19 protein-coding genes are annotated in these 21429 nt (G+C 72.2%); 6 read left to right on the forward strand and 13 right to left on the reverse strand.

Annotation, left to right across the window (positions count from 1 at the left end):
• The first annotated feature begins 105 nt into the window (after positions 1–105).
• Entirely contained in the window at positions 106–1812 is a 1707-nt protein-coding gene (locus BJ975_RS17120; RefSeq protein WP_179425398.1) for an alpha/beta hydrolase, read from the forward strand.
• Positions 1809–2255: a hypothetical protein gene (locus BJ975_RS09870; protein WP_179425400.1), complete on the forward strand. Its 447-nt coding sequence runs from the start codon at positions 1809–1811 to the stop codon at positions 2253–2255. The genes BJ975_RS17120 and BJ975_RS09870 overlap by 4 nt, the downstream gene beginning before the upstream one ends.
• A 1-nt stretch (position 2256) precedes the next feature.
• Here the strand turns inward: BJ975_RS09870 and BJ975_RS09875 are convergent, their stop codons facing one another.
• From BJ975_RS09875 to BJ975_RS09920, 10 genes are all read right to left on the reverse strand, one after another.
• On the reverse strand, positions 2257–4902 hold the full coding sequence (locus tag BJ975_RS09875) for a BTAD domain-containing putative transcriptional regulator (protein WP_179425402.1): 2646 nt from the start codon (positions 4900–4902) through the stop codon (positions 2257–2259).
• A gap of 12 nt (positions 4903–4914) precedes the next feature.
• Positions 4915–5319, reverse strand: coding sequence for a TadE/TadG family type IV pilus assembly protein (locus BJ975_RS09880; protein ID WP_179425404.1), 405 nt, complete (start codon positions 5317–5319; stop codon positions 4915–4917).
• Positions 5316–5732, reverse strand: coding sequence for a TadE/TadG family type IV pilus assembly protein (locus BJ975_RS09885; RefSeq protein WP_317628345.1), 417 nt, complete (start codon positions 5730–5732; stop codon positions 5316–5318). Before BJ975_RS09885 ends, BJ975_RS09880 begins: the two co-directional genes overlap by 4 nt.
• Positions 5729–6118: a TadE/TadG family type IV pilus assembly protein gene (locus BJ975_RS09890; protein ID WP_179425406.1), complete on the reverse strand. Its 390-nt coding sequence runs from the start codon at positions 6116–6118 to the stop codon at positions 5729–5731. Before BJ975_RS09890 ends, BJ975_RS09885 begins: the two co-directional genes overlap by 4 nt.
• A 4-nt stretch (positions 6119–6122) precedes the next feature.
• Complete coding sequence (locus tag BJ975_RS09895; protein WP_179425408.1) at positions 6123–6326, reverse strand: Flp family type IVb pilin; 204 nt, start codon at positions 6324–6326, stop codon at positions 6123–6125.
• Between the two features lie 26 nt (positions 6327–6352).
• Positions 6353–7258, reverse strand: coding sequence for a type II secretion system F family protein (locus BJ975_RS09900; RefSeq protein WP_179425410.1), 906 nt, complete (start codon positions 7256–7258; stop codon positions 6353–6355).
• Entirely contained in the window at positions 7255–8109 is an 855-nt protein-coding gene (locus tag BJ975_RS09905; protein ID WP_179425419.1) for a type II secretion system F family protein, read from the reverse strand. The genes BJ975_RS09900 and BJ975_RS09905 overlap by 4 nt, the downstream gene beginning before the upstream one ends.
• Positions 8109–9416, reverse strand: coding sequence for a CpaF family protein (locus BJ975_RS09910; protein WP_179425421.1), 1308 nt, complete (start codon positions 9414–9416; stop codon positions 8109–8111). The genes BJ975_RS09905 and BJ975_RS09910 overlap by 1 nt, the downstream gene beginning before the upstream one ends.
• On the reverse strand, positions 9416–10192 hold the full coding sequence (locus BJ975_RS09915; protein ID WP_179425423.1) for a P-loop NTPase family protein: 777 nt from the start codon (positions 10190–10192) through the stop codon (positions 9416–9418). The genes BJ975_RS09910 and BJ975_RS09915 overlap by 1 nt, the downstream gene beginning before the upstream one ends.
• A 79-nt stretch (positions 10193–10271) precedes the next feature.
• Positions 10272–11042 (reverse strand): SAF domain-containing protein, encoded by a 771-nt coding sequence (locus BJ975_RS09920; RefSeq protein ID WP_179425425.1) that lies wholly within the window; start codon positions 11040–11042, stop codon positions 10272–10274.
• 200 nt (positions 11043–11242) lie between these two features.
• Between BJ975_RS09920 and BJ975_RS09925 the strand changes: the two genes are divergently transcribed.
• Positions 11243–15799 carry an FtsK/SpoIIIE domain-containing protein gene (locus BJ975_RS09925; protein WP_179425427.1) on the forward strand — a complete coding sequence of 1519 codons (4557 nt, stop codon included), beginning with the start codon at positions 11243–11245 and terminating at the stop codon, positions 15797–15799.
• A 178-nt stretch (positions 15800–15977) separates the two neighbouring features.
• Positions 15978–16907, forward strand: coding sequence for a hypothetical protein (locus BJ975_RS09930; RefSeq protein ID WP_179425429.1), 930 nt, complete (start codon positions 15978–15980; stop codon positions 16905–16907).
• A 102-nt stretch (positions 16908–17009) separates the two neighbouring features.
• Here the strand turns inward: BJ975_RS09930 and BJ975_RS09935 are convergent, their stop codons facing one another.
• From BJ975_RS09935 to BJ975_RS09945, 3 genes are all read right to left on the reverse strand, one after another.
• Positions 17010–17972 (reverse strand): hypothetical protein, encoded by a 963-nt coding sequence (locus tag BJ975_RS09935; protein WP_179425431.1) that lies wholly within the window; start codon positions 17970–17972, stop codon positions 17010–17012.
• A complete protein-coding gene (locus tag BJ975_RS09940; RefSeq protein ID WP_179425433.1) occupies positions 17942–18514 on the reverse strand; it encodes a DUF6318 family protein in 573 nt (190 codons plus the stop codon). The genes BJ975_RS09935 and BJ975_RS09940 overlap by 31 nt, the downstream gene beginning before the upstream one ends.
• A gap of 64 nt (positions 18515–18578) precedes the next feature.
• Complete coding sequence (locus BJ975_RS09945) at positions 18579–18884, reverse strand: WXG100 family type VII secretion target (RefSeq protein WP_179425442.1); 306 nt, start codon at positions 18882–18884, stop codon at positions 18579–18581.
• A 203-nt stretch (positions 18885–19087) separates the two neighbouring features.
• Here BJ975_RS09945 and BJ975_RS09950 point away from each other — a divergent pair, with 203 nt between their 5' ends.
• Complete coding sequence (locus BJ975_RS09950; RefSeq protein WP_179425444.1) at positions 19088–19432, forward strand: hypothetical protein; 345 nt, start codon at positions 19088–19090, stop codon at positions 19430–19432.
• A gap of 9 nt (positions 19433–19441) precedes the next feature.
• Entirely contained in the window at positions 19442–21427 is a 1986-nt protein-coding gene (locus BJ975_RS09955) for a DUF6571 family protein (RefSeq protein ID WP_179425446.1), read from the forward strand.
• Positions 21428–21429: the final 2 nt, after the last annotated feature.

The raw sequence follows: 21429 nt of genomic DNA on the forward strand, positions 1-21429 counted from the left end.
TAATGGGGGCGCACGAGGGCCGCCCGGGCCGTCCAGCCGCGGTTGCCGTGGCCGGGCGGCGCTCATAGATTGACCGGACACGGACCATCGGGGGGGGGGGGACGCGTGCGGGTCGAACTGGATCACGCCCTGCTGCTGGCCGCGCGCGGGGAGATGCGGCGGCTGGCCCAGTCCGTCGACGCCGAGTCCGGCCTCGCCGTGGCGACGTCGCCCGTGACGCTCCCGAGCCTGGCGCCGTTGCGCGAGAAGGCCACCTGGCTGCACGAGCAGCTGCCGATGGTGGGCGACCTCGCCGCGATCGCCCTCCTGCTCGACGAGGACGGCGACGGCACGACCGTCGTCACCGTGCCCGAGGGCGGCTGGGACCCTGCGACGCTGGTCGGACAGGCCGGCGACCAGAGGTTCGGTCCCGGGTTCGTCGAGGCGACCGGGCTGGAGGGCGAGGAGCTGTCGGCTTTGCTCCTCACGCTGGGGTCGGTGGGCCGCGACCTTCCTCCCGGGTCGGCGATGACGGCCGCCGAGCTGCGCCGCTTCGTCGTCGACCATCCCCGTGTCGCCACGGCGCTGCAGTCGACTCTGCCGCTCGGCACCGGACCGGCGGGCTCGCTGCGGTCCCTCACCGGCCCGTTCATGACCGCGCCCGGCGGCGCCGCCGAGGTCTGGGACCAGCGCCGGGCCGACGCGCGCGAGCTGTTCGCGAGCCTCTCCCCCGACGACGCCGCGATCCTCGCCATGACCTACCCGTCGATCGTGGGCAACCTCGCGGGCGTCCCCTTCGCCAACCGCGCCCACGCGAACACGGTGAACGTCGTGGCGGCGCTCGCGGACGAGCGTCGCGAGCTGGCCGAACTGCGCGAGCAGCACGCCCGGAACCAGGACGACTGGGACTTCCTCGGGCTCAACAACGACGACCTCGAGGGCCCGATCGGCAACCTCGAGGACCGGATCAGCCTGTACGAGTCGATCCTCGAGGACGACCGCACGATCGTCTTCTTCGACCCGGCGGGCGACGGCGCGATCGCCGAGCTTCATGGCACGATCGACGCCAGGACCCGCAACGTCGGGGTGCTGGTGCCCGGCACCGGCAGCGACCTGTCGAACTACGAGGGCGGCGTGGCCCGGCGGTCGCGCGGCTTCGTCAACACCAACGCCGCGGGCGAGCTGGCGATGGTCTCGTGGATGGGCGGCGACCTGCCCGACGACGTGGTCGCCGACGCACCCTTCGCGAGCTACAGCCTCGACCTCGGTCCGCGGCTCGCCGAGTTCTCGCGCGACCTCGACCAGGAGATCGGCAGCGCCACCGACTCCCGGCCGAGCATCACCGTCGCCGGGCACTCCTACGGTGGCGCCGTGGTCGGCCGGTCGGAGCTCAGCGGACTCGTCGCCGACCGCGTCCTGCACATCGAGTCCGCCGGGATGGGGCACGACGTCCGGGACCCCGACGACCTCCCCGACTCGCAGTCGTCGGTGGACCGCTACTCCATGACCGCGCCGGGCGACATCATCGAGCTGACCCAAGGGGTCCAGATCGGGGACATCGGGCACGGTGCCGACCCCGACCACTTCGACGGCACCACGCGGCTGCACACCGGTGACCGCGTCGACGGCTCGCTGAACACCGGCCCCGACTCGCACTCGGGCGTGTTCGAGGAGCAGAGCGACGCGTGGAGGAACATGTACGAGGTGTTCACCGGAGGCGTCGTGGAGACGTACCGCTCGCCCGAGTACCAGGTCCCTCGGTCGCCCCATGGCCCCGCGATCCCCGTGCAGGTGGGCTGGCAGGACGACGGGGAGAGGATCGACATCCGATGAGGCGCGCGGTGGCGGCGCTCATGCTCTGCGGGATCGTCCTGGCAGGGTGCGGCAAGGAGGACGACATGGACCTGCAGGAACGGGCCGAGGCCCGCGCGGCCGAGGCACGCACGTACGTCGACGACCTGGCCGCTCACGTGGGCGCCGACCCCGAGGTCGTGCAGGACGAGCTCGGCGACTGCGTGCCGGGCCAGCAGGACAGCGGGATCGACCTGTCCTACGCCGTGCACGTCACGGTGGACGACACCGCGGCCGAGCGGCTGCGCGGCGAGATCGCCGACCACTTCGCGGCCGAGGGCTGGGAGATCAAGGCCGACCCCGTGGACCCCGCGAAGGACGAGGTCAGCGTCCGCTTCGCCAAGGGCCCGTTCACCATGGGCGCCAACATCAGCACGACAGCCGGCCGGGCCGCCGTGAGCGGCACCGGCGGCTGCGTGCGCTGACTCAGGAGATCTGCGAGCCGCGGTGCGGCAGCAGCTCGTCCACGAGCGTGGCGGTGGTGTGGTCCATCGGCTCGCCCTCGAGCGCGGTCTCGAGCTGGTCGACCGCGACGGCGACCGCGGACACGCCGCCGGTCTCGTGACGGGCGCGCAGGATGATGCGCCACGCCTCCTCGTGCGTCGGGTAGATCCGCAGGATCGCGCCGGCCGCCGCCGCGGAGCCGGCCGGGTCGCGGCCGTCCTGCAGCAGTGTGGCCAGACGCAGGGCCGCGTCGATCACGAGCTCACCGATCGTGCGCGGCAGGTCGAGCGTGGCCGCCCAGGCGTAGCGGCCGCGCGGCGCGCCCTCGAACGCCGGACCGCGCACGAGCTTGAGCGCGCGACGCAGCAGGTCGATCTCGTCGCGCGGGAACTCGGCCCGGCGGCTGGCGATCACCAGGTGACGGAACGCGTCCCAGTCGCACACGACGTCGGGACCGAGCGACAGGCGGCCGTCGAGGCTCTCGCGCAGGCGGTGGTGGCCCTCGCGGTCGGAGCCGAGCCACACGCGGGCGCGCTCGATGTTGGCGTCGCGCACCTCGGGCGTGACGCCGAGCGGCCAGACGGCGCCGGCGAGCACGGTCGGGTGCACGCCCTCGGGGTGCAGGGCCAGGAACGTGATGATCTCGGTGAGGACCGTGGCGCGACGCTCGGTCTGCTCCCCCGGGCCGTCGACGACGACCGAGCCGAGGATGCCGACGCGGCTCGTGGCGGTGAGCCAGGCGGCGTCGTCGGCGTCGCGGCGCGGCAGCGCGATGGCCACGCGGTCGCCGTCGCCGGGACGCGTGGTCAGGCCGGCCGAGGCGAACAGCGAGGCCACGGCCTCGGCGTGGTGCGCGCCGATGCGGTTGGCCGTGACGGCCAGGCCGAGCTGGGGCACGTGCAGCGTGCCGTGCTCGTCGACGTGCAGGCGCCAGCGTGCGGCGTCGTGGTCGCCCACGGCGATGGCGGCCGTGCCCGGGTGGGCCGCGGCCACGCCGGCGAGCCGCTCGAGCGCGAAGCCCGGCGACTGGCTGCCGACGGCCAGGATCGCGACCTCGTCCTCGCGACGGCGGCCGGTGAGGACGTCGTCGGCGCGGGTGGCCTCGAGCTCGGAGGCGGCGGACTCGAGGTCGGACACGAGCGTGACGCGCTCGGCCACCTCGGCGACCGCGGACGGCAGGCCGGTGGCCAGGACGCGGACCGATCGCGACCAAGGGCTGACGGCAGCCTGCAGGACGAGCGAGGTGATGACCTCGGCGCTGACGTGCAGGTCGCCGCCGACGGTGATGAGGCCGCCCGACGACGCGAGATCGACCAGGACGTCACGGCCCTCGGTGTCGACGCCGAGGCTGACCAGCGACGGGTACGCCGGCTCGGCGTCCTCGGGCGCCTCGAGCGTGGCGAGGTCGGCGGTCAGGCGCCACACGGCGCCGTCCTCGACGGCCTCCCAGCCCTCCACCGCCTCGGGGACGGCAGGCGCGAGATGCAGGGCCACGTCGTCGTGGCCGACGACGGCCGCGTAGGCCGCCGGGACGTCGACGCCCGCGCGATCGCAGGCGTCCGTGAGGTGACGCAGCACGGTGTCGAGCGCGGCGGCGCGCTCGGGGTCGGCGGCCAGTCGCAGGTCGGCCTCGGTCTCGCGTGCCTTCTCGTCGGGCTCGCCACCGGGACGACGGCGACGCGCCACCGCGAGCGCGGCGAGCAGGCCGCTGGCCAGCAGGCCGGCGCCCATCCACCAGGCGGTGGACTCGGGGGCCTGTGCCGTGGAGTCGGCCTCGACGCCGCCGGCGTCGGACGTGCCGCCGCCGCCGCCGCCCTGCGAGCCGGCGGGCGGGGTGACCGGCGCCTGCTCGACCGCCACGCGGTCGACGCCGCTGGCGTCGCCGGGCATGACCAGCTGCCAGCCGGGCTGGATCAGCCGGGCGAGCTCGAGCTTGCGACCGTCGAGCTGGACCTTGTCCTTGTTGAGCTCGTAGATCTCCTTGTAGCGGAAGCCGTCGCCCAGGTGGCGCTCGGCGATGTCCCAGAGGTTGTCGTGGTAGCCGTCCTTCGGCGCCTTCACGGTGTAGACGAGCTCGCCCTCGAGACGGTTCTCGATCTGGTCCGTGGCCGCCGGCTTCTCCTCGGGCGCCGGGGTGACGGCGTCGACGACGGCAGCCGCCACGGCACCGGTCTGCGGGGCGATGTCCGACTCGGACGGACCCGCGGCGTTGGCGGCCGGACCGGCGACCAGGCCGGTCACGAGCAGGCCGCCGATGAGGGCGCGCGCGAGGTGCTGCAGCGGGCCGGCGAACGGCACGGTGCGGGCGAGGCCGCCGCGACGCGTGGCGACGATCTCGAGGACCACACAGACCACGAACACGAGCCACAGCAGCCAGACGATCCCGACGAGCACGGACACGAGGTCCTCGGGGCCGAGCTGGCGCGCAAGGTCGCGCAGGGCCGGCAGTTCGGTGGGGATCGGCGGGGCGCCGCCGAGCAGCAGCAGCGCGACGGGCAGGCCGACGAGCAGCGCGACGAGCGCGAGCGCGGACCCGATCCGCGAGGCGACCGATGAGGACTCCTCCACCGGGGCAGGTGCGAGCGACTCGAAGCGGCTGGCGTCCGGGGTCAGGGTGGGATCAGTCATGGTGCTCCTAGGTCAGGAGGTGGCGGCGGTCGCGGTGGCGCGGGCGGTGACCGGGTACTGGTTGATGCCGATGAGCTTGAGCATCGTGGTCTCGCTGGTGTCGCGGACCTCGATCGCGACGGTGTTGGCGTTCACCGTGATCGAGAACTGCGAGGCGGGGTAGCCGCGCGCGCTGAGGAAGTCCTGGGCGTAGAGGCGTGCCAGGCCGGGGTCGACCGCGAGCGCGCCACCGCTGCGCAGCTGGTCGACGTTGACGGCGTTGGCGCCGGCGCGCGCGGCCTGCTCGGCGTCGTCGGCGACGCGCATGCGGGCGTTGATGCCCATGCCGCCGTCGATCACGAGGCCGGCGCACAGCATGAGCACGAGCGACATGCCGAGCACGAAGATCGTCGCGCCTCCGCGTTCACGCCTGCTCATCCGAACCTCCGGTACTGGTCGATGGGGGCACTGCTGCTGGCCTCGAAGTCGCGGCTGCCGTTGAGGCCGACGAAGCCCAGGCCGTCATTCGAGACGCGGCAGCGGATCGTCACCTCGACCACGCCGCCGGCGGCGAACGTGCCGCCGATGTTGGCCACGTCGCACGACGAGAAGCGGTCGTCGACGTCGCTCGCGTTGGCGGCCGCGTAGGCGGCCGAGTAGGCCGCGGACTGGCTGCGCTCGAAGGAGGCCGCGCGGGCGGCGTCGCGGGCGGCGGACTCGATGTCGGCCCGGACCGTGACGTAGCGTCCGCCGGCCAGCACGAGCATGAGGAACATGACGAGGATCGGCACCATCAGCACGACCTCGACCGACATCGAGCCGCGCTCGGACCTGCGCATCCGGCGGATCACGGCGTGTCCTCCTGGAACTCCTCGATGGGACCCTGGGCCACTTCCTCCACGCGCGGCGAGCCGATGAACGGCAGCAGCTGGTTGGCCCGTCCGGAGACGGTGGCCCGCATGCTGTCGCCCACCTGAACGACGGTGACCTGCGGTCCACGCAGGACGCCCCGGCCGAGCTGGTTGGCCGAGGAGATCCCCTTCGTGCGGCCCTGGTCGGCGTCGCCGGTGACGCGGGCGACGCGCGAGGCCTCGCGGGCCGCAGCGCTGGCGGACTGCTTGGCCAGGTAGGTCAGCGCGAACTGGATCGTGATGATCATGGCGATCATGAGCAGGGGCGTGTAGAGGACCAGCTCGATCGCGCTGGCCCCCCTCTCGTCCCGTGCCCGAGATCGCATCGGATCAGGGGTTCTGGATGTTGTTGCCGATTTCGTTGGCCTCGCCCTGGAGGGCGTTCGTCAGGATCACGCCGATGATGCCGCAGACCGTGACGAGGACGGCCGCGATGACGACCCACTCCACTGCGGAGGCACCCTCCTCGCGGCGCGCCTTGTCGAGGCGGGCGCCGAGCATCGTGACGAGGTAGCCGAGTGCGGGGTTCAACATGTGCTTCTCCTTCGGGTGCGGTGGTCTCAGAGACCGGCGATGCCGGACAGCGCCGGGTAGATCAGGAAGACGAGGAAGCCGGCGGCGAGCAGCAGCTGTGCCACCAGCATGGACTGGGACCGCTCCTGGGCGCGGCCTTCGGAGTCGGCCAGCTCGCGCTGGCGCATCGACGCCGCTCGGGCGGTGAGCGAGTCGCGGACCTTGGCGCCGTCCTCGGCCACGAGGGCGAGCGCCGCGGCGAGGTCGCGCAGCTCCTCGACCTTCATGTCGTCGCCGAGGCGACCGAGCGCGGCCCACGGGGTGATGCCCTGGAGCCGGGCGTTCTCGATGGTCTCGCGCAGGCGGACCATGCCCCAGCCCTGGCTCACTCCGGCCGCGGCCGAGAGGGCCTCGGGCACGCCGCGGCCGCCGGCGAGGTTCATCGACACGAGGTCGAGGAAGGCGCTGACGACGTGGCGGAAGTCGCGGCGACGGTCGGTGGCCTCGGAGTGCAGCTGCAGCTGACCGAGCACCGCGCCGCCGAGGGCGCCGAGGATCGCCAGCCACAGGGGCAGGACCGGGCTGATCCAGCCCGCGACCATGAACGGCGACAGCATGAGGGCCGGCGCGAACGCACCGACGATGGCCGCCACGAGCGTGTTGCCCAGGTGGCTCTCGACGGAGCGGTCGACGACCGACAGGTCGGAGCGGATGCTCGCGGGCAGCTCGATGCCGCGGTCGTTGAGCAGGCCCGCCACGCGGGCGCCGAACTTCTCGCTGCGCGACTCCTCGGCCTCGAGCGAGGCGCGGCTGGGACGCACGCCGCCGCGGCGGCGCTGGACGTCGAGGCGGGCGAGCTCGGAGGCGGCAGTCGCGTTGAACGCGGGCGAGCGGCTGAACAGCAGCCACAGCCCGGCACCGGCGATCGCGCCGCAGATGAGGATGAGGGTCATCGCGCCTCCTGCTTCGTCAGCAGGAACCGCTCGGGCGTCTCGAACTCGGACAGGCGGCGCATCCAGATGAAGCCGCCGGCGAACAGGCCGATGACGACGAGCAGCACGATCTGGCCGATCGGCGTGGCGTAGGGCGCCACGTAGTCGCGGTTGAAGATCGACAGGATCAGCACGAACGCGATCGTGATCGCCATGACGATCTGGACGCTGCGACGCGTGCTGGAGCGGCTGGCGGCGATGCGGCGGCGCATGTCGAGGTCGGCGCGTGCCGACTTCGCCAGCGAGGTCAGCACCTCGCGCAGGCCCGGGCCGCGCAGCCGCGCGTTGAGGATCAGGGTGGCGACGATGAGGTCGGCGCTGGGGTCGTCGATGTCGTCGGCGAAGCCCTGCAGCGCGGTGGGCAGCGACGTGCGCACGCGGAGCCGGTCGGTGAGCCGGATCAGCGCGGGCTTGATCGCGGGGGACGCGGCGTAGGCGGTGGCCGGGATGGCCTGCTCGAGGCCGACGGCACCGGCGATCGTGTCGCGCAGGGACTCGGTCCAGGCCGCGAGGCCCTCGAGTCGCGCCATCGCGCGCTTCTCGCTGGCCAGGCCGCCGAACAGCAGGGGCGCGAACCACACGAGCGCGCCGACCGCGATGGCCAGCACGGGCCAGCTGGTGAGCAGCAGCACGAGGAGTCCGGCACCGGCGCCGAGCAGGGCCCGGCGCGCGCTGCCCTGGAGGCGGTCGCGCAGCGAGGGACCCGGACGCTTCGGGGTGTCGTCGTGGTCGGACATGCCCACCACGACGAGCAGGATCCCGGCGCCGACCACGGCGCCGAGGAGCGTCACCATCAAGGCCAGGGACAGCATCAGTACGCCTGGCCCTCGTAGGCGGTGGGCCGGTAGCCGTGCATCTGCAGGTCCTCGATGCAGCTGACCGCGGCGGCGGCGTGGGCCATGCCGTCGGGACCCTCGGCGAAGACCTCGCTCGACAGCACGCGGCCGTCGACGCCGTTGACCTCGCGGACCGACGTGATGACGCGGCGCAGGCCGCCACCGGTCTGGAACTCGTTGCGGCGCTCCACGAAGATCACGAAGTCGATCGCGCCGGCGATGAGCATCATCGTGGCGTCGGCCGGCAGCCGCTCCGCGGACTGGATCGCGTACGTGCAGATGCGGTTGAACACCTCGAGCGAGGAGTTCGCGTGGATCGTGGACAGCGAGCCGTCGTTGCCCTGGCTCATCGCGTTGAGCATCGTGACGATCTCGTCGCCGAGCACCTCGCCGACGATGACGCGGCTGGGGTTCATGCGCAGCGAGCGGCGCACGAGCTCGGACATGTGGATCGCACCCTGGCCCTCGGAGTTCGGCAGCCGCTCCTCGAACGCGACGACGTTCGGGTGCAGGTCGGGGAACTCCCCCAGGCCCAGCTCGAGCGCGCGCTCGACGGTGATGAGGCGCTCGGCGGGCTTGATCTCGTTGGCCAGCGCACGCAGCAGCGTGGTCTTGCCGGCGTTCGTGGCGCCCGCGATCATGATGTTCTTGCGCGCCGCGATCGCGGCGGACAGGAACGACGCCAGCTCGGGCGTCATCGTGCCGCTCTCGATCAGCATGTCGAGCGACACCCGCGCCAGGCGCGAGCGACGGATCGACAGCGACGGCCGCGGCGTGACGCCCATGACCGCCGAGAGGCGGCTGCCGTCGGGCAGGCGCAGGTCGAGCTGCGGGTTGGCCGTGTCGAACGGGCGGCTGGTGAGGCCGGAGTAGGCGCCCAGCACCTGCACCAGCTCGACGAGCTCGTCGTCGCTGTCGGCTACGGGCGGCATCCGCCGCTCCTCGCCGTTGGCGTAGCCGACGAACACGTTGTCGCAGCCGTTGATGTCGATGTTCTCGACGTCGGGGTCGTCCAGCAGTGGCTGGAGACGGCCGACGCCGTAGAGAGCGGCGTGGATGCCGTCGGCGAGCTCGGCCTCCTCGGTGCCCGAGAGCGGGGCGCGACCGGCCGCGATCTCCTGGCGGGCGTAGGACTCCAGGACTCGCGCGATGATGGCGCGCGCGAACTGGCGCTCGTCCTCGGTGGACATGGAGGGCAGGCCGGCGGCCGCGTCCTCACGACGCTGGCGGGCCAGCGTGTCGGCGACTTCCTCGCGCAGGGTGCGCAGCAGCTGCTGGTCCATCAGATCTCCTGCGCGACGGTGGACGGAGCGGCCAGGGCGCGGACCCGGGGCACCAGGTCGACGAGCGACCGCGAGAACAGGGAGCGCTGCACGGCGCGCGAGGACGAGGCGGCGCCGCGGGCGGCGGCCTTCGGGTCCCAGGCGATCGTGCCGAGCATCGTGACGTCGAGCTCGGACGCGGCGAGGAGCCGGCCGATGTCGTCGACGGCGCGCTGGTCGCGCGGGTCGCCGACCACGGCGACGCCGACGCGGGTGGCACCGGGACGGCCGAGCGACCAGGGCTCCTTCACGGTGGAGAGCCGGTCGCGCAGGTGCGCGACCGCGGCAATCTCGGAGCGGACGAGGAAGACGACGGCGTCGGAGCCCTCGACCACCGGACCGGCGGGCGAGCCGGCGATGAACCGGCCGGCGTCGGCCAGGACGTCGCCCGAGTGGGCACGCAGCGTGCGCTGCAGGTGGGGCCAGGCCGGACCGAGGCTCTGCGCCTGGCGCGGGCCCGAGGCGCCGACGAGGACGTCGATGCCGTGGCTGGTCTCCTGCAGGTGGTCGGCCAGGTCGACCTCGTCACCGGAGCGGACGGCCGCGCCGAGGGAGACCAGGCCACGCTGCTCATCGAGCGCGTTGTCGTCGGCGTCGCGCTCACGCGTGGCGACGTCGCCCCCGATCGGGTCGAGGTCGGCGACGACGACCGGCTCGGGCCAGCGCGCGGCCAGGCCCATCACGGCCGTGCTCACGCCCGGCGATCCCTTCGCGGAGACGAAGCTGATCACGGTCATCGCGCCACCGCCTCGGAAAGGGCACGGTAGGTCGGTGCCGCGATGGAGAGCGTGGAATCGTTCACTCGCTGACGCTCGCTCATCGCGCACTCGCCAGGCTGCGGAGCCGGTCGGAGTCGGTCACCGCCACCCCGCGGTCGACGAGCGACATGCCGATGCGGTTGTTGCCCGCCGCGTCGACGATCGCGTCGGCCACCTCGAGCGGGACGAGCAGCGTGGCCGCCGAGCCCTTCGCGTCGTTGCCGCCGCCGAGGACGCCGCCACCACCGGAGGAGACCGGCGGACGGATCACGAGCGCGAGCGCGAGGGGCTGGCTGGGCGTCTCGCCCTCGCCGATGCGCACGACGCGCACGAGGTCGCCGGAGTCGAGGTCGTCGGGGACGCGGCCCTCGACGAGCGGCACGCCGACCTCGGCGCGCTGGCCACCGCTGAGCGGGTTGGTGCGCACGAGCATCGTCGTGTCGAGCAGCTGACCCTCCACGAGCGGGACGCGGGAGTACGTGCCCAGCACGCTCGACAGCGCGCCCGACGGGACGATGAGGTCGGACTCGGTGGCCACGTTCGTCTCGCGGAGCATGTCGCGGGTGATCTCGGTGCCGGCGGGCACGTCGGTGGCGACGACCAGCACGGGGTCGCGCGAGTCCATGCGCAGGGCGAGCAGTCCGGCGAGCGCGGCACCGCCGACGATCAGCAGGACGCCGAGCAGCGCCACGGCCGGACGGCGGCGGCGCGGCGGCGTGGGACGCGCGGCCGACGGAGCGGCTCGTCCCCCGACCCCGCGAGCGGTGCGTGCGCGCTGACGGTCCTGGACCGCGTCGCCGACCGAATCGGTGCTGGTGCGCATCGACATGAAGTGGCTCCCCCTTGCAGACGTTGAGGCGCCCCACGACGGACTGAAGACACGCTCCCTCAGCGCAGCCCCCCGCAGGAACCACCACAGTCTAGCCCGATCCAGCCATCTCGTCCTGTCGGGTGGTCGACGTCACGAAGGCGCCCTCCGTCCCGCCGCTCGGGCCGAAACGCGGCGTCCCACCCTCTACGCTGAGGTCCATGCGATTGCTCGTCACCGCGGAGGCGGCATCGTCGGGGGAGATCCGAGATGCCATCGTCGCCTATTCCGCCACGAGCACGGTCGGGGATCTCGAGTCCGTGCTGCAGCAGCTCTTCGGGATGCGCAGCCCCCATGCCGACGTCGCGGACGTCATCGACCTCGACGCCCGGCGCGGCGGAGTCGACCGCACGGGTCCCGGCGTCTTCCTCGGCTCCCGCCGCCTCGACCCCGCCGACACCCTCGCGTCGGCCGGCATCCGCCACGGCGTCGTGGTGGGCCTCGGCGGTCCCAGCCGCCACCGCGAGCGCGAGCCGCAGGGCCTCGTCGAGGTGCGCGTCAGCTCGGGCCGCGGCGCCGGCCGCGTGCACCGCCTCGGGATCGGCACCTGGACGATCGGGTCCGCCGGCCACTGCGCGATCCGCGTCGACGGCGCCCCCGAGGTGGCCGCCCGCCTCGAGGTCGACGCGCAGGGCCGGGTCGTCGTCACCGCTGACGAGTCCGCGCGCGACCTCACCCTGCCCATCCCCGAGCGGCGCGAGCCGCCCACCGAGCCGATCGTCCTGCAGGCCAGCGTCGCCACCCGCACGAAGCGCCGCTTCCGCCGCCGCAAGCCCGGCCTCAGCGCCCTGCAGCAGGGACGCCAGGTCGACCCGTCCGCTCCCCTGCCGCTCGTCCGGCTCGACCGCGAGCCCGTCACCGCCTCGGTGACCTGGGCGCCGGGCGCCGTCCTGGGCGTCGCCGACGTGCTCTTCGAGCTCGGCTCGGTGAGCGCCCCGGACGCCTCGCTGTCGCCCTCGGCCAACGGTCCCGAGCTGGACTACAACCGTCCACCGCGACTGCACCCGCCCGCGCGCACCCGCGAGTTCTCGCTGCCCACCGAGCCGAAGAAGCCCGACAAGTCGCCCATTCCGCTGGTGATGATGCTGTCGCCGATGGTCATGAGCGGCTTCATGTACTGGCGCACCGGCTCGATCTTCTCGCTCATGTTCATGATCCTGATGCCGATCATGATGCTGCTGAACGCCACGGGCACGCGCCGCCAGCAGAAGGTCCGCTACCAGGAGCAGCTCGCCGAGTTCCACCGCCGCCGCGCCGACGTGGAGAAGGCCGCCGTGAAGTCGCTGGCCGACGAGCGGGGCCAGCGTCGCTCCATCTACCCCGACCCGGCCTCCGTGCTGCTGTTCGCCACCGGACCGCGGGCGCGCCTGTGGGAGCGCCGTCGCTGGGACCCCGACTTCCTCGAGCTGCGCCTGGGCACCAGCGACCTGCCGTCCGACGTCGTCGTCAAGGACTCCACGCGTGAGCAGCACGAGGGCCCGCTGCGCTGGACCGCGCCCGACGTCCCGGTGATCGTGCCGCTGGCGCCCACCGCGGTGCTCGGCGTGTGCGGCCCGTCCGACCAGTGCCTGTCCACCACGTCCTGGCTCATCGCCCAGGTCGCGGCGCTGCACTCCCCCACCGACGCCTCGGTCTGGGTCTTCACCGACCGCGACAACGCCGCCGCGTGGGAGTGGACGAAGTGGCTGCCCCACGCGCGCACCAGCGAGGACCACCCGCGCGCGGCCCGGGTCGCCCTCGACGAGGACGATCGCGCCTCGATGATCTCCGAGCTGACGCACCTGGTCGACCGGCGCAAGGAGCTCGACACCGACGAGCGCGAGGCGCTGCCCTCGGTCGTCGTCGTCCTCGACGGCGCCCGCGAGCTGCGCATGGCGCCCGGCATGACCTCGCTGCTCAAGATGGGCGCGTTCGTGCACGTCTACTTCATCTGCCTCGACCGCACGCGCCGCGAGCTGCCCGAGGAGTGCCGGGCGATCGTCGAGCTGCACGGCGACCTGCTCGACCTCGAGACCACCGCCGAGCGCCACATCGACGCCGTGCGTCGCGACGAGGTCGACGGCGTGTGGCTCGAGCGGCTCGGTCGCGCGGTCGCGCCGATCCGCGACGTCAGCACCGAGGACCTGAGCTCGAGCCTCCCGGCCGCCAGCCGTCTGCTCGACGTGCTGAGCCTGGACTCCCCCACCGGCCAGGACCTCGTCCGCCGCTGGGCCGGCGGCGGCCGCACCACCAAGGCCGTCATCGGCGAGGGCCTCGACGGGCCGTTCCGCATCGACGTGCGCGCCGACGGACCACACGGTCTCATCGCCGGCACCACCGGCTCGGGCAAGTCCGAGCTCCTCCAGACGATCATCGCGTCGCTGGCGGTGGGCAACCGGCCGGACGAGTTCAACTTCGTCCTCATCGACTACAAGGGCGGCGCGGCCTTCATGGACTGCCAGCACCTGCCCCACACCGTCGGCATGGTCACCGACCTCGACGGCCACCTCACGACGCGGGCACTCGAGTCCCTCGGTGCCGAGCTGCGGCGGCGCGAGCACCAGCTCGCCGACGCCGCGGCGAAGGACATCGAGGACTACCTCGCCGCCCGCCAGCCGGGCGACGAGCCGATGCCGCGACTGCTCATCATCATCGACGAATTCGCGGCCCTCGTGGCCGAGCTGCCCGACTTCGTCACCGGCCTGGTCGACGTCGCCCGACGCGGTCGCTCGCTCGGCGTGCACCTGATCCTGGCCACGCAGCGCCCCGCGGGCGTCGTCAACGCCGAGATCAAGTCGAACACCAACCTGCGCATCGCCCTGCGCGTCACCGACGCCAACGACTCCGACGACGTCATCGAGTCCAAGGCGGCCGCCGAGATCCCGAAGTCGTTCCCCGGCCGCGCGTACGCGCGCCTGGGCCACTCGTCGCTGACGCCGTTCCAGAGCTCGCGCGTGGGTGGCCGTCCCGCCGGCACCGAGCGCGCCGAGCTGCGCACCCGCGGCTTCGGCGTCGACGAGCTCGTGGCGCCGCCGTCCGCCGCGACGTCCGACGAGGACGACGTCTCGATCCCCACCGACCTGGCCACCCTGGTCGGCGCGGTGCGCGAGGCGAACGAGCTCATCGGCCTCGAGCCCATGCGCAAGCCGTGGCTGCCGCCGCTGCCCGAGACCCTGGTCCTCGATGACCTCGAGGCGCCCACCGCACCGGACATCGGCGCCGAGCCCGTCATCGCGCCGATCGTCTTCGGTCGCGGCGACCTGCCGCACCTGCAGCAGCAGGAGGTCGCCTCGTGGGACCTGCAGAACGCCGGCCACCTCGTGATCGCCGGCCAGTCGCGGTCGGGCCGCTCGTGGTCGCTGCGCGCCATCGCCGCCGCGATCGCCCGCCAGACCGCGCCCACCGACGTGCACGTCTTCGGCATCGACGCCGGCAACAATGCCCTGCTGCCGCTCGTGTCGCTGCCGCACGTGGGCGCCGTCGTCACCCGCACCCAGATCGACCGGATCTTCCGCCTGTTCGACCACCTCGGTCGTGAGCTCACGCGGCGCCAGCAGCTGCTGGCCGAGCAGGGCTTCGCCGACATCGGCGAGCAGCGCGCGGCGGTCGCCGGCGCCGACCGGCTGCCGTACCTCGTGGTGCTGCTCGACCGGCTCGAGGGCTTCACCAGCGCGTTCGAGTCCGTCGACGGCGGCGTCCTGCTGGAGCGCCTCGTCGGCCTGCTCCAGGAGGGCGTGGGCGCCGGCATCCGCATCGTCATCGGCGCCGACCGCTCGGGCGTGCTCGGTCGGTACGCGCTGCTGGTCGACGACCGGATCGTCCTGTCGATGAGCGACCCGTCCGACTACTCGGTCGTCGGCCTGCCGACGAAGCAGGTGCCCGCGCACATCCCGCCGGGTCGCGGCTTCCGCGCCGGCGAGCGCCCGCAGGAGGTGCAGTTCGCGATGCTCGACGCCTCGGGCGAGGGCACCGCGCAGGTCCGCGCGATCCACGAGCTCGGCCGCGCCGTCTCCGAGCGCTACGGCGACATCCCCCGCGAGCTGCGGCCGCACCGCATCGACGAGCTGCCCGTGGCGATCAGCCTCGACGAGGCGCTCACCCTCGAGCCGTCCGAGGCCGCGCTCAGCCCCAGCTTCATCCCGGTCGGCGTCGGCGGTGACACGCTCGCGTTCGAGGGCTTCGACCCGCTGTCCACCGGCCCGGGCTTCCTCGTCGCCGGTCCTCCGCGCTCGGGCCGCAGCTCGGCGCTCGTCGTGCCGATCGGCCAGCACCTCGCGCACCGGCGCGACGTCCTGGTCATCGCGCCGCGCCGCTCGCCGCTGCGCGACCTCGACGACCGGCGCCTCCAGCAGTTCACCGGCGCCGAGCCCATCGAGGAGATCCGCGAGGCCATCGGGCGCCTGCGCACGCAGCACCTGATCGTCGTCGACGACTTCGAGGTCCTCGGCGCGGACTCGCCGATCGGGCAGCTGCTCGGCGAGACCTACGGCGCGATGCGCGACACGCCGAACGCGATGATCATCGCGGGCGGCATCGACGAGCTCGGCTCGGTCTACCGCGGCCTCCCGTCCGACCTCAAACGCGGTCGCACGGGCCTCATCCTGTCGCCCCGCGCCTCGAACGACGGCGACGTCCTCAACGCCCGCCTCCCCCGCTCGGTCGGCGCCGCGGTCCCACCCGGCCGCGGCCTCCTCATCAACCCCACCGGCTACCGCTGGGTCCAGGTCCCCAAGGCCTGACCGGGGCTCTCGCCTCCGGCGAGCGAGATGTGTAGCGGTATCCACCCTTTTTCCGTCGGATCGGCCGAGAAGGGGTGGCTACCGCTACACATCTGGCGCTGGGGACAGCGTTCTCCCTCGTCCACAGGCCACCGCTCGGCTGTTCCCTCCCTCCTCCCCTGCCCGCCAGCCTCGAGGGATGCGCGAGATCCCTGAGTCGCTGACCGGTCGGCCGTTCACCGTCGCCGAGGCGCGTGCTGCGGGAGTGAGCGCGCGGACGCTCGACGGCGGTCGCTTCCGGCGGCTGTTCCGCGGCGTCCATGTCCTCGCCTCCGAGGAGCCGACGTCACGGACGTGGCTGAGGGCCGCGGTCCTGGCCGGGCCCTCCGACGCCGTGGTCAGCCACCGCACCGCGCAGGAGCTCTGCGGACCCGAGCTCAGCGGCGCCGACGACCGCATCCACCTGTCCACCCGGCGCAACGCCGTCAGCCGGGACGAGCGCATCGCCGTGCACCGCCGCCTCCACCCGATCGCGTCGCACGAGGTCGACGGTCTCCCGGTCACGACGCCGGCGCGCACCTTCGTGGACTGCGCGCTGTCGCTGACGTTCGTCCAGCTCCTGGTCTTCGGCGACTGGCTGATCCACCGCGGACTCGTGGAGTTCGACGAGCTGCTGCACTACTGCCGCGGTCGTCACCTCGACGGCGTCGTCAACGCCCGCCGCGCGATGCAGTACCTCGTGGCCGACGCGCGCTCGCCGATGGAGACGCTCGTACGCCTCATGATCGTGCTCTCGGGGCTGCCGCACCCGGCGTGCAACGTGACGCTCCTCGACGACGCAGGGCACCTGGTCGCCACGCCCGACCTCCAGTGGGCGCGCTTCAAGGTGGTGGTCGAGTACGACGGGATCTGGCACGAGCGGTCGCCCGACGACCGGCGGTGGCAGCGCGACCGGCGCGAGGAGCTGGAGCGGCGCGGCTGGACCGTGATCGTCGTCCACGACACCGACCTCGCGAAGCCGGTCTCGATCGTGACCCGGGTGCACGACGCCCTGGTGCGCGGCGGCTACCGCGGGCCTCGCCCGGTGTTCGGCCCGCGGTGGCACCGCGTGGTCCGGCAGCGCCTCTGACAGAAAATGTGTAGCGGTGTCCACCGGAATCCGGCCGGATGGCTCGGAAAACGGTGGACACCGCTACACATCTCGCCCGCCGGAGGCGGGAACGGCGGAGGGTCAGTCGACCTCGGTGACGACGGACTGGATCTCGCCGACCTCGAGGGTCTGCGGCGCCGAGGTCCGGTCGATCGGGGCCGGCAGGTCGATCGGGCCCGCGGGCGTCGTGATGCGCACGGTGTAGGCGACCGACACGGAGACGTCGAACGCACCCGACCGGGCGTAGGCGTGCTCGACCGCGCCGGACTGGCCGACCGCGGCGCCCTCGACGCCGATGCCGCTGCCCGACCGACCGTCGCCGAACGACCACGTCACCGTGCCCGGCGTGAACTCCACCGGGATCTGGAAGCCGAGGATGTCGACCGTGACCGTGGTCGCCTGCGCCTCGGCGGCGAAGTTCGTCGGAATGTTGACGTAGGAGCGGTCGGCCGGCTCGATCACGAACGTGGGCGTCGGCGCGAGCGCGAGCGCCCGCTCGATGATGTCCTCGGTGGTGATCGTCGGCGGCTCGGACTCGTTCGGCTCATCCGATCCACGGCACGTGATGCCGGCGCTGGAGAAGTTGTCCTCCGTGGCGCGGTTGTCCGCGCCCATCGCCCGTTCGAACACGCGGTAGCTGTACTCGCCGTCCACCGGGCACTGCGCGTCGAAGGCGGTGCAGAGAACGTCGTTGATGGTCTCGTAGTCCCTCACACCGGGGCCCGTGGCACGGACGGAGTTGTCGGCGCAGTTGGGCACGTACACCCGCTGGGTCCACGGCACCGGCACGCTGATGGCACCTCCGCCTCCACCACCACCGCCGCCCGGGTTGCCCTGCTCGCCGCCCTCGGAGCCGCAGACGTCGACGCCGCCGGAGCCGGCCTCGCCACCCCATCCCCCGGGGCAGTCGTCAGCGGCGGCGGGAGCCACGGTGGACAGCTGGAGAGCCGCCACGAGGCCTGCGAGCAGGACCGTGGCGGACAGGAGCGCGCCGACGCGGCGCGCGAACGAGGTCAGCCCAACTGGTAGCGCAGCAGCACCCATTGGTCGTCCTTCCACTGAAGATCGGCCGTGAAGGGCAAGCCCTTGGCCGCGTCGATGGTCGTCGTCTTCTTCTTGCCGTCGGTGGTGACCACGGACTCGCCCGCAGGCACGTCCATCGTCAGCTTCACCTGGTAGAAGACATCGTCGTTGATGGTCGGCTTTCCAGCCAACTCGTAGGTGACCGGGCCGGACAGGATCGACTGCTTGTTGATCTTGCCGTTGTCATGGTTGTCGGCCCACTCGCGGCACGTCTCGCACGAGCCGAGGTCGGCGATCGAGGTCAGGGCGGGAACGTCCGAGGTGGCCATCATGTAGAACACGGTGTCGGCCGCGTACTGCGCAAACGCCTCGGCGCCCTCGGCACTCTGCTCGTCGGCGGGCCGCTGCGGCAGCGCATCGGCGGCCCAGGTGGCCTCGGTGGTCGGCTCGGTCGTGGCGGACGCGCTGGGCCGCGGGCCCGCGGTGTCCTCGTCACCACCGCCGCACGCGGCGGTCAGTCCGAGCATCAGCGCCACGGCAGCGGCGGCGATGGTCCTGCGCATGGGTGCTCCCTTCGGCACAGCCGAGACGCCCGGCCCCCACGGGAGGCCGGGCGTCACAGGCAGGTCAGCGAGGCGACTGCAGGGGCGACAGCACGGGGTGCTGGTCGGCCTCCTTGGCGCCCTCGGCGAACTTGTTGTGCTGGAAGGCCACGTCGGTACCGGCGTTGGCGAACGCCTGGCACAGCTGGGTGAGCGCCTGCTTGAACTGGACCCAGGCCTCGTTGAACTCCTTGGCGCCGGTCGACTGCCACTCCTCGTTGGCCTGGTTCAGGGAGCCGTCCACGTTGGTGATCATCGTGTCGGTTTCCTGCATCGACTTGTTCAGCGTGTTGTACAGCGCGTAGAGATCTTCGATCCGAGCTTGCACCATGGGTTTGTCTCCTTCGTGAGTTCGTCCCCCGATTTATTCGAACGCAGGGACCAGGATGCTGGGCACGAGCGTATCGGACGATGCGCACGCTGGCAGCCCTACCCGACCATCGAACATGGCCCGTTGTGACCATGCCGGGCTGACGAGGTCGGCGATCGACGCTACGCTGGCCCTGCCGAAGCACACCATCGCCGGGGGAAACGATGACACCTGAAGACACCGAGGAAAAGACCGAGCCCAACCTGTTCCGGGGGACGCTGCAGTCCGCCAAGACCACGGTCACGAACTGTGGGAACAACGTGTACTCGGGCTACGGATCGCCGCTCGACGCGATCGCCAACCCGCTCGCCAACGGCGGCTGGGTCTGCACCGAGGCCGACTCGTGGATCGCCGAGCTCAAGGAGCAGTGCACCGGCATCCCCGAGGCCTTCGACGACGCCGTCTCCACGATCCAGGCGCGCATCGGCTCCGAGCCCGACCGGGTGCCCGAGAACGACTGGCGCGGGAACAACTGGCCGCGCCAGTGGCGCATGCAGAGCATGTACTGAGGACGGCCCATGACCACCGTCACCATCAAGATCGACGAGATCAGCGCCGCCATCACCGCGATGGAGGACCTCTCCTCAGAGGTCACCTCCCAGGCAGGGGTCGCGCGATCCGCGTCCCCGATCAGCCTGCCGAGCCTGTCCGAGAGCACGCTGGGCAAGAAGACCCGCTGGCTCGACGACCACCTCGAGGACCTCACCACGCGCCGCGACCTGGCGATCCTGCTCGACACCGAGGGCACTGGCTCCGCGTCGTACACGGTCACCAGCGACACGCTGTCCAACGTCAAGGAGATGCTGGGCCAGGAGCTCGCGGCCGCCGCGGGCACCATCGACGCCACGTCCGACCAGGACCAGCTCGACCACCTCGCCGGCCTGCTCGAGACGTGGAAGGACGATCCCGACGTCATGTCGGCGATGTTCACCGAGCTCGGCCCCGACGGCACCGTCGGCTTCATGGCCACCATCTCCTCGGCGATGGGCTACGGCGGCGTCGGCGACCCCGACGTCTACACGTCCCTGGCCGAGGACTTCCGCTCCGGACTCGCCACCGCCTCGAACGCCCCCGGCTTCCCGGCCGAGGAGTTCGGCCAGGAGATCGTGCGCTTCAGCGTCGCGCCCCTGCTCACCGACGAGGAGCAGCAGGCCTTCGCCGAGGAGTTCGGCATGGGCATGAACGGCGCGAACATCCTCACGTTCCTCATGGGCGACACGTCGTACTCCGACGACTTCCTGCTCGGGGCGGCCAACCAGCTCGACGACTTCGAGCGGATGGCCCGCGACGGCGTGCTGACCGCGCAGGACTGGTACAGCCACAACGGCTACGGACCGCTGCCCACCGGCAACGAGACCGGCTGGTACGACGATCCGATGGCGATGATCATGCACAACTTCGGGGAGAACCCCGAGGCTGGCCTGACCTTCTTCACCCAGCCCACCGAGGACGGCTGGGACCGTCAGACCTACTACTTCAACGACCGCGAGTGGAAGGCCGACGGCTACGGCGGCATCTCGCACGCGGTCGAGGGCATCGGCACCTCCGCGGAGAACCTGACGAACGACCCGGAGGCCACCACCGGCCTGGTCTCGCGGTTCCTCGACCAGGTCGCCAACAGCCCTGGCTTCAACGCCAACGATGCCCAGCCGGCCTCGCCGTACATCGCCGACCTGCTGAAGTTCTACATGCCGGCGGTCGACACGGCCTTGCGGTTCCCGAACGAGGACGGCGACGGCGGCTCCACGTCGCTGACGATCGACAACTTCGGGTCGTTCGACCACTACCCGATCCTGTTCACCGACGACCTCGACTCGCTCATGCAGGTCTCGATGAGCACGCCCGAGGGCATGCAGCGCATCGCGGAGGGCGTCGGCGTCTACCAGCAGACGCAGATCAACAACATCGCCGCCGCGCTCGAGGCGAACCCCGACGATCCCGACCTGCGCATGCAGCTGCGCGACGTGCTGCAGCGCTCGGCGGCCCTCCAGGGCTTCGGCGAGTACTCGGTCGGCCAGGTCGAGATCGACGGCGCCGAGGACCGCGACGCGCAGCGCCAGGCCTTCATCGACCTGGTCAGCGACGCCACCAGCCTCGTGCCCCTGCCCGGGGCCGACGTGGTAGGCGAGTTCGGCAGCGACCTGATCGACTTCGGCTTCAGCCAGGCCGTCGACCTCGGCACCGACGCGGCCGGTGACGCGTTCACGTCCGAGGCCGCAGCGGCCACCGACAACGCCAACGACCGGGCCGCGGCCGGCACCAACCGGGTCAAGATCACGGCGTACCTCGCCCTGGTCGAGTCGGGCGTCATCCCGCGCGACGAGGTGCCGGACTCGTTCTTCCAGAACGGTCGCCTCATCAGCGCCGCCGACATCCCGCCCGACCAGGTGTCCGCCTACGCCCAGACCGCGATGTCCGGCGTCAGCTCGTACGCGTCGAACAACGACCTCGAGGGGCCGTACCGGGACGAGTTCCTCGAGTACTACGGACCGGCGGGAGAGTGACG

Origin of the sequence: Aeromicrobium tamlense (assembly GCF_013408555.1) — a bacterium.
GTDB classification, from domain to species: Bacteria; Actinomycetota; Actinomycetes; order Propionibacteriales; family Nocardioidaceae; genus Aeromicrobium; species Aeromicrobium tamlense.